Annotated in this window: 8 protein-coding genes; 6 read left to right on the top strand and 2 right to left on the bottom strand. The window is 67.2% G+C overall.

What is annotated here, in order from left to right; genetic code table 11:
- Window positions 1-1,051, bottom strand: a 1,051-nt coding sequence (locus tag FVW20_RS02035) for a class I SAM-dependent RNA methyltransferase (protein ID WP_196608080.1), incomplete at its 3' end; no start/stop codon positions are given.
- A 391-nt stretch (window positions 1,052-1,442) separates the two neighbouring features.
- Between FVW20_RS02035 and FVW20_RS02030 the strand changes: the two genes are divergently transcribed.
- Window positions 1,443-1,583 carry a hypothetical protein gene (locus FVW20_RS02030; RefSeq protein WP_196608079.1) on the top strand — a complete coding sequence of 47 codons (141 nt, stop codon included), beginning with the start codon at window positions 1,443-1,445 and terminating at the stop codon, window positions 1,581-1,583.
- 288 nt (window positions 1,584-1,871) lie between these two features.
- On the opposite strand, the gene rfbA is transcribed toward FVW20_RS02030, so the two are convergent.
- Window positions 1,872-2,750 carry a glucose-1-phosphate thymidylyltransferase RfbA gene (gene rfbA / locus FVW20_RS02025; RefSeq protein WP_196608078.1) on the bottom strand — a complete coding sequence of 293 codons (879 nt, stop codon included), beginning with the start codon at window positions 2,748-2,750 and terminating at the stop codon, window positions 1,872-1,874.
- Between the two features lie 760 nt (window positions 2,751-3,510).
- On the opposite strand from rfbA, the gene rplU reads away from it, so the two are divergent.
- The 5 genes from rplU to thiD all read left to right on the top strand — a co-directional run bounded on the left by rplU (window position 3,511) and on the right by thiD (window position 8,148).
- Window positions 3,511-3,819, top strand: coding sequence for a 50S ribosomal protein L21 (rplU, locus tag FVW20_RS02020; protein WP_007523828.1), 309 nt, complete (start codon window positions 3,511-3,513; stop codon window positions 3,817-3,819).
- Window positions 3,820-3,837: 18 nt separating this feature from the next.
- Window positions 3,838-4,107 (top strand): 50S ribosomal protein L27, encoded by a 270-nt coding sequence (gene rpmA / locus FVW20_RS02015; RefSeq protein ID WP_035066468.1) that lies wholly within the window; start codon window positions 3,838-3,840, stop codon window positions 4,105-4,107.
- Between the two features lie 415 nt (window positions 4,108-4,522).
- Window positions 4,523-5,629, top strand: a complete 1,107-nt coding sequence (obgE, locus tag FVW20_RS02010; RefSeq protein ID WP_196608077.1) for a GTPase ObgE — start codon at window positions 4,523-4,525, stop codon at window positions 5,627-5,629.
- 47 nt (window positions 5,630-5,676) lie between these two features.
- Window positions 5,677-6,864 carry a glutamate 5-kinase gene (gene proB, locus FVW20_RS02005; RefSeq protein WP_196608076.1) on the top strand — a complete coding sequence of 396 codons (1,188 nt, stop codon included), beginning with the start codon at window positions 5,677-5,679 and terminating at the stop codon, window positions 6,862-6,864.
- Between the two features lie 429 nt (window positions 6,865-7,293).
- Window positions 7,294-8,148 (top strand): bifunctional hydroxymethylpyrimidine kinase/phosphomethylpyrimidine kinase, encoded by an 855-nt coding sequence (thiD, locus tag FVW20_RS02000; protein ID WP_196608075.1) that lies wholly within the window; start codon window positions 7,294-7,296, stop codon window positions 8,146-8,148.
- Window positions 8,149-8,501: the final 353 nt, after the last annotated feature.

Raw genomic sequence — 8,501 nt, 5'->3', positions numbered from 1 at the left:
CGGCGCGGGCCAGGTGCAGGGCAATGGCCCCCACGCCGGAGTACAGGTCCCACACCGTGTCGTCCGGGCCGGCGGCGGCCATGCGGCGCGCCTCGGCGTACAGCAGGCTGGCGGCGGCGGTGTTGGTCTGGAAGAACGAATCGGGACCCAGCAGCAGGTCGTTGCCGCCCAGGCGCTCGGTCAGCACGGCCTCGCCGTCCACGGCCAGCACCCGTTCGCCGTAGGCCACCTGTTCCGGATCAAGGCGCAGCGAATGCACCACGCCGGTCACCTCGGGAAAGCGGGCGCGCAGCGCCTCGGCCAGGCGAGAGACGGCCTGGGCCGCGCCGGGGTGCCGCCCGGTGATGCACTGGATCATGCACTGGCGGCCCGGGGCGTCCTGCCCGTCGCCTTCCGCCGGGGGGCCGGTGTCGGCATTCCGCCCCAGTTCCGGCTCGCGCACCACCAGAAAACGCCAGAACCCGTCCTGCCTGCCGTCATCCCAGCCGGGCAGGCCGCTTTCGCGCGCGAGGTCGCGCACCGCCTCTACGATGCGCGCCGTGAGCGGCGTTTGCAGGTGACATTCCGTTATGTCCACCACCGCACGCGAAGCGCGGCGACGCAGGCCCAAGTGCAGCTGACCGTCACCGGGCTGGCTGAAGGCGAATTCCATCTTGTTGCGAAAGCCGCGCTCGGCGGGGGAGGCCAGGATGGGCAGCACGTTGGCGTCGCGCAGGCCGCCGATGCGCCCCAGCGCATCGACAACGAAGCGTTCCTTCCAGCGCAGTTGCTCGGCGTAGGGCAGGTCCTGCCAGGCGCAGCCGCCGCAATCGCCAAAGTGGACGCAGAAGGGGGCGCACTGGATGGGCGACGGTTCAAGCACGGCGTCCAGCGTGGCTTCGGCGAAGCGGCGCTTCACCGTGGTCAGTCTGGCGCGGACGCGCTGGCCGGGCAGGCCGCCCGCAACGAACACGACGCGGCCCTCGTGGCGGCATACGGCGCGACCGCCAGCGGCAAGGCCGTCCACGGTCAGTTCCAGAAGGTCGCCGGGGCGGGGGGTGGTATCGGACATGGTGTCTCCATGAATATGTTGTGAACGTGGCGACCGGGGTGGCCGCGCGTGCATGTTTGCTTCGGCCCGTCCGGTTGCGCCGATTGCGATGGCGGACCGGGCGGGGCGTCACCTGGCGGAGGGGGGATGCCCCGTACGGTGTTGCCGGTGCCCGGCGTCATTCCTGCCGGGTGCGGGGCGGGCCATGTACAGCGGGACGGCGCGCGAGGCAAGTGCGCGCAAGGCTTTACGGGTGCATGCCTTGTGCGGGAATTCACGATGCGCTTGACATTTGCCGGAAAAGCGGCAAGTAATCTGCGGACCTGGAGTGTTCACGTCTATCCCCGCCCGGTGCGTGGCGGTCGCCTTGCGTGACCGCGTGCCGCCGCCGGGCCGCACAAGGAGTCCGGACATGATGAACGAACTGATTCAGAATGCGATGCATTCGAGCCCGCAGGGTTTCCTGGGCGTCAGCCTGATCGCCATCTACTTCTGCGTCATCGTGGCCACCGCCTTTTACCGTATCGGTAAGGGCGACCACATGCATCATTAAAGGGACCGCAGAACGAAGGAATCAGGGCCGGGCTTGCCCGCCGGGTTTCTTCGGCACCGTGCCGCGTCCCTCGCCGGGGCGTCGCGGATTTTCGGGCGCGCCGATGCGCGCATCGCCAGTTTTCCGAAGGGGCCGTCCGCAAGGGCGGCCTTTTTGCGTGCGCTGCACCCGGCGGAGCGGGGCGAACCAACCGGCAATCTTCGATGGTGTCCCGGGTCTGGGCGTCCCGTTTGGACCCGCCCGGTTTTGCCCAGTCCCGCCAGTCCCGCCAGTCCCGATTCCGCCCCGTCACACCGCCAGGCGGTCCTCCATGATGTCCATCAGGTAACGGCCGTAGTCGTTCTTCAGCATGGGGGCTGCCAGCGCGCGCAGGGCGTCGTCGTCGATGTAGCCCTTGCGCCAGGCGATTTCCTCTATGCAGGCGATTTTAAGCCCCTGCCTGTCCTGCACGGCCCGCACGAACGACGCCGCCTGATGCAGCGATTCGAAGGTGCCGGTATCCAGCCAGGCCACCCCGCGCCCCAGGAACTCCACCGACAGGTTGCCTTCGCGCAGGTACAGGTTGTTAAGGTCGGTGATTTCCAGTTCGCCGCGCGGCGAGGGGGAGAGCCGCGCGGCCAGTTCCGGCGCGCGCCCGTCGTAGAAATAGAGCCCGGTGACGGCAAAGCGCGACTTGGGCGCCGCGGGTTTTTCCTCGATGCTCATGACCTTGCACGCCGCGTCGAACTCCACCACGCCGTAACGTTCCGGATCGCGCACCTTGTAGCCGAACACGATGCCGCCCTTTTCCAGCCGGGCGCACTGCCGTAGCAGCGAGGGCAGCCGGTCGCCGTAGAACAGGTTGTCGCCAAGGATCAGGCAGCTGGGTTCGCCGGCCAGAAAGTCGCGCGCCAGCAGAAAGGCCTGGGCCAGCCCTTCGGGGCGGGGCTGCTCTATGTAGGTGAACGAAAGGCCGAGCTGCGCGCCGTCGCCCAGTAGTTCGCGAAAGCGCGGCTGGTCCGCCGGGGTGGTGATGATGCATATCTCGCGGATGCCCGCCAGCATCAGCACCGACAGCGGATAGTAGATCATGGGCTTGTCGTACACCGGCATGAGCTGCTTGGAGACGCCCATGGTGATGGGATAGAGCCGCGTGCCGGACCCACCGGCGAGAATGATGCCTTTCATGCCGACCTCTCTGGTGATGATGCCGTGCAGGGCACGGCAGTGCGGCATGGTAGCCGGGACGGGGCGGGAAGGGAAGGGGGATGCGCGCCGGGGCCGGGCGAGAGGAGGAGGCAGGCAGCCCGTGCGGGCTGCCGAACTGGCAAACTGGCAGGCAGGCGAATTGGCGTACAGGCGAATTGGCGGAGATGCAGGCCTGTCGGGTCGATGCACGCGTTTCTGCTCGGGCAACAAAAAAACGGCTTTCGCCGTTCCGGCGCCCTTTGCGGCAAGGGCGCTTTGGTGTGCTCGCATTTTTTGGTGGTCCGGGGGGAACAGCCTTGGGGGAGGGCCTTGGTGCGGGGTTCCCCCCGGACGCGAGACGAGACACACTCGAGAAGGGATATACCCCCGGAACCACGGGGCGTCTGTTAGAAATTTCGCGGGGCCTGGCTGTGCCGGGCCGTAAGCATTTGCTTGCACATGGTATCGTTGAAGAAAGGGGAAATTCTAATGCGGGCGCTGCACGCTGGCCGTTGCCGGTGGGGGGAAATCCCGACCTTGCGGGGCATGTGGGCGTGTGCTATCGACATCGGCCCCGCATGCCGGGGAGCGTGGACCGGCCAAAAGGCCCGCGTTCGCGCGCGGATGCGGCCCGCTGGTGGCCGTCCTGATGGAATTTTACGAACATTTCCGGGGCTCGGCCGCGCAGGGTGGCAATCCGGGGTTGACTTCCTGCCCCGAATGAGGATAAGTCAGCCCTCTCTCGTCATGGAGGTTACTAATGTACGCGATTATCGAAACGGGTGGCAAACAGTTCCGCGTCGAAGAAGGCGCCAAGATCTTCGTCGAGAAGCTCGAGGCCGAAGCCGGCAGCGAAATTGTCATCGATAAGGTTCTGATGCTGGGCGGCGGCGCATTTTCTGTCGGCGCTCCCTATGTGGAAGGCGCGAAGGTCACCGCCGAGGTGGTCGAACACGGTCGCGGCGAAAAGCTCATCGTGTTCAAGAAGTGGCGCCGCAACGACTCCCGCAAGAAGCAGGGCCACCGTCAGGACTTCACGGCCCTGAAGATCAAGGCCATCCAGGCCTAGCGCCAAGGAGAACACGTCATGGCACATAAGAAAGCAGGCGGCAGCTCTCGCAACGGTCGCGACAGCGCCGGACAACGCCGCGGCGTGAAGCGCTTCGGCGGCGAGCAGGTTCTGGCCGGCAACATTCTGGTTCGTCAGCTGGGCACTCGCGTGCACCCCGGCGACAACGTGGGCATGGGCAGGGACTACACCCTGTTCGCCACCGTCGAGGGCACCGTGAAGTACGAAAAGTACACCCGCAAGAAGAAGGTCCAGACCCGCGTGCACGTGGTGCCCGCCCAGGCGTAGGCCAGGCCGCACATACACGTCCACGGCTTGCATTTCCGGGGCGGAAGTCGCGTAGCGTTCTTCCGCCCCTTTCGTGTTGGCTCCGTGCCGCGGGCTCGTGTAGTGCACGGGGCAGGCAGGCCGTACCCATTGCATCAATGGTGCCGGGCAGGCCTGACATGGAGACCGAACCAGTCATATCCATGCCAGTCAGGTCCGAACCCGGCAGGCCCAGACAGGTCTGGCCCAAACCGGCACGGAAGGCGGGGCAGGCGCGCCGGTTGTCGGCGCCCACACCGGATTTTTCGGCGTTCTGTGCGTTCACCGCGCCGGGCGCGTTACGGCAGGCCGGGCACTTTCGGCATCGCTTCGGCGTTCCGGGCATTCCGGGCGCCGCATCCATCGCATATCCACAGTTTTCAAGGCAGGCATCATCATGCGCTTCGTTGACGAAGCCACCATTACGGTTCGCGCGGGCAACGGCGGCAACGGCTGCGTTTCTTTCCGCCGCGAAAAGTTCGTGCCGCGCGGCGGCCCCGACGGGGGCGACGGCGGCGACGGCGGCAGCGTCATCCTGCGCGCCTCCAACCGGCTGCTGTCGCTCTACGACTTCCGCCTGCAACGCAACTACGAGGCGCAGAACGGGCAGGGCGGCATGGGCAGCCAGTGCCATGGCCGCAAGGGCGACGACCTGACGGTGGAATTGCCCGTGGGCACCCAGATATACGAGGTGACCGAGGACGGTGAAACCCTGCTGTGCGACCTTTCCGACCCGGAGACCGTCTTCGTGGTGGCGCAGGGTGGGCGCGGCGGCAAGGGCAACGAGCACTTCAAGTCCTCCACCAACCGCGCCCCGCGCTTTGCCCAGAAGGGCGAGACGGGAGAGGTGCGCTCGCTGCGCCTGGAACTGAAGATCCTGGCCGACGCGGGCCTGCTGGGCCTGCCCAACGCGGGCAAGTCCACCTTCATCTCCAAGGTGTCGGCGGCGCGGCCCAAGATCGCGGCCTATCCGTTCACCACGCTGATCCCCAACCTGGGCGTGATGATCGACGAGGTAGATCCCGAACAGCGGCTGGTCATCGCGGACATTCCCGGCCTCATCGAGGGGGCGCACGCAGGGCAGGGCCTTGGGCACCGCTTCCTGAAGCACGTGGAGCGCACCCGGTTCCTGGTGCACATCCTGAGCGTGGAAGACGTGTCGCTGGACAGCCCCGACGGCCCGTGGAGCGGCTTTGACCTCATCAACGAGGAACTGGTGCGCTTCGACGCGGACCTTGGCCAGCGGGTGCAGTTGCAGGTGGTCAACAAGATCGACCTGCGCGACCCCGAAGAAGTGCAGGCCCTGCGCGACCGCGCAGCTGCCGATGGCCGCACCGTGCACTTCATGTCCGCGCTGACCGGCGAGGGGGTGGAGGACGTGGTGGCCGAGATGTGGCGCATGCGCGACGAACTGGACAACCACGAGGCACTGGTGCGCCTGCGCGAGACCGAGGAATTCGACGAGGAAGAAAGCGACATCGAGGTGATCTGGGTGCGCGAATAACCCCGGCGCAAGCTGGCGGCGCGCCCGCATCCCAACGGAGCGACGGCATGTCCGGACGGAACGAGGCAAGGCGGGATCAGGCGGATACGGCGGGCGACTGGCAGGCCGAACGGCGCAGGGCGCTGACGGATGCGCGTTGCGTCGTGGTCAAGGTGGGCAGCGCCGTGCTGACCAATGGCGAAGGGCTGGACCTTGCCATGGTGGAATCGCTGGCAGGCCAGCTTTCTGCCGTGCAGGAAGGCGGGCGTCGCGTGGTGTTGGTGTCTTCCGGCGCGGTGGCGGCGGGGCGCGGCGTGCTGCGCAGCTGCTGCGAGATCGCGGGCATGCCCCACCGGCAGGCGGCATCGGCCATCGGGCAGAGCCGCCTGATGCATCATTATGATGAAGCCTTTGCCCGGCGCGGGCGCATATCGGCCCAGGTGCTGCTGACCCGCGACGACCTGAAGAGCCGCAACCGCTTCCTCAACGCCCGCAACACCTTTGCCGCGCTGCTCGACTGGGGGGCCATCCCCGTGGTCAACGAGAACGACACCGTGGCCGTGCACGACCTGAAGTTCGGTGACAACGACTGCCTGGCCAGCCTGTTGCTGAACATCGTGGAAGCCGACCTGTTCGTGAACATGACCTCGGCGGGTGGCGTGTTTGCCGAAAATCCGCAGGACAACCCCGACGCCTGTGTCATGGACTGCATCGACGACGTGCACGGGCTGGACCTGGACGGATTGTGCGGCGGCAAGACGTCCGTGGGCACCGGCGGCATGTATTCCAAGCTGCTGTCCGCGCGGCGCGCCGCGCAGATAGGCGTGCCCACGCTCATCGTGCCGGGGCGCGAGCCCGACGTGCTGGCCCGCGTTTTCGCCGGAGAGGCCATTGGCACCTGGGTGCGCGCCGACGCCCGCACCGTCTCGCGCCGCAAGTACTGGTTGGCCTATCAGTCGGACCCGGCAGGCACCGTCACCGTGGACGAGGGCGCGGCCCGCGCCCTGCTGCAGGGCGGCAAAAGCCTGCTGCCCGGCGGGGTGTGCGCGGTGGAAGGGGGCTTCGGCTCCGGTGCGCTGGTGCGCGTGGCCGCGCAGGACGGCACTGTCATCGGGGTGGGGCTTTCCAACTACGCGGCGGCGGAACTGCGGCGCATCATGGGGCACAAGCGCCACGAGGTGGCGGCCATCCTGGGTGATGCGCATTATCCGGAAGTTATACATCGCGACAATCTGTTGCTGGACGCCGTGGTGTAGGGCCCAAATTGTCCTTTTGTCCGTTGGCTTCCGACCCGGAGGGCGCGAAGCGTGGCCGTTGGGCGAGTTTGCGAGCCCTACGGACATCGTGCGCAACGCGGTCAAACTTCGCCCGCCATGGCTTTGCTGTCCTTATCCGTAAGACTCGCGCTACGCGCTCGCCTAACGGCTGAGGCCCGGTCGAATACGATAAGAGCGCGATGCGGTCGCCATCCGCAAGGTTCGCTTCGCTCACCTAACGGCTGCCGCACTCCCTCATGGCGGGCTTGTTTTCCTCGCCAACGAGCAAAAATCCTAATTTGGGCACAGCCCGCTGTCGCTCGAAGCCAGCGCCAAGTACGTTAACAGCGAATGCTTTGTAAGGTGTGAACTTTATTCTGGAATAACGGCAGGCCTCGGCTTGTTCGTCCTGTCGGCAAGGAACCCCGCATGACCGTACACGCACCGCACGCCACGCCCCCCTGCATCCTGACCATCGCCGGGTCCGATTCCGGCGGCGGCGCAGGCATCCAGGCCGACCTGAAGGCCATGACCGCCCTCGGCGGCTTCGGCATGAGCGTCATCACCGCGCTCACGGCCCAGAACGGCCTTGGCGTCACCGGCATCCACGCCCCGGACGCGGAGTTCGTGGCGCTGCAACTGACCACCGTGCTGGACGGCTTTCCCGTGGCCGGTGCCAAGACGGGCATGCTGTTTTCCGCGCCCATCATCGAGGCCGTGGCCGACGTGCTGGCCGCCCGCAAGAACTTCCCGCTGGTGGTGGACCCGGTGTCGGTGAGCCAGAGCGGGCACCGCCTGCTGCGTGAAGACGCCATGCAGGCCCTGGTGCGTCGCGTGCTGCCCCTGGCCGACCTGCTGACCCCCAACCGCCCCGAGGCGGAAATGCTGGCGGGCATGGACATCGCCACCGAAGCTGACGTCCGTGAGGCGGTGCGCCGCATCCTGGCCATGGGACCGAAGGCGGTACTGCTGAAGGGCGGCCACTTCGAGGGCAGCGGCGACCTGATCGACTGGCTGGGCCTGTCCGGTCCCCTGCCCGGTACCGGCGGCGCACCGGAGATCATCGCACTTTCCCAGCCGCGCGTGGATACCCCCAACAACCACGGCACCGGGTGCACCCTGTCCGCCGCCATCGCCACCTGCCTTGGCCTCGGCATGGACCTGCTGCCCGCCGTGCAGCGCGCCCAGCGTTACCTGAACCTGTGCCTGCGCGAAAGCTACACGCCGGGGCAGGGCTTCGGCCCGCCCAACCATGCCGCCCCCCTGACCCTGCGGGAGTTCTAGCGGGATTGCCGCTAGCCCGTCATCCGGCCCGGCGTTGGCGTTTTCGCACGTTCAGTCTGGCATGGCTGGCCGTTGGCACGTCAGCCCGGTTCCACATATTCGGGCCGCCCCTTCCGGGCGGCCCTTTGCATTTTCATGGCAGGGGCGGCATTGTCGGGCGGCCTTGCCCTTGGCGTCGCCGGGCCCCCCAGCCTGCCGACTTGGAAATATCATGGACCTGGGGTAGGCTTTGCCCGGTGTTTCCGGCCCCCGCACGGCCCGCAAGCCGCGTCTGACCCGCCCCGATCACGTCCGGTCCCCTCGCGCGCCCTCCCGCCCGCACCCGGCGCCACCCCGAGCCACCACAGGACGAC

The organism is Nitratidesulfovibrio oxamicus, assembly GCF_015731765.1.
GTDB classification, from domain to species: Bacteria; Desulfobacterota; Desulfovibrionia; order Desulfovibrionales; family Desulfovibrionaceae; genus Cupidesulfovibrio; species Cupidesulfovibrio oxamicus.
This window is presented reverse-complemented; position numbering and strand designations above follow the sequence as displayed.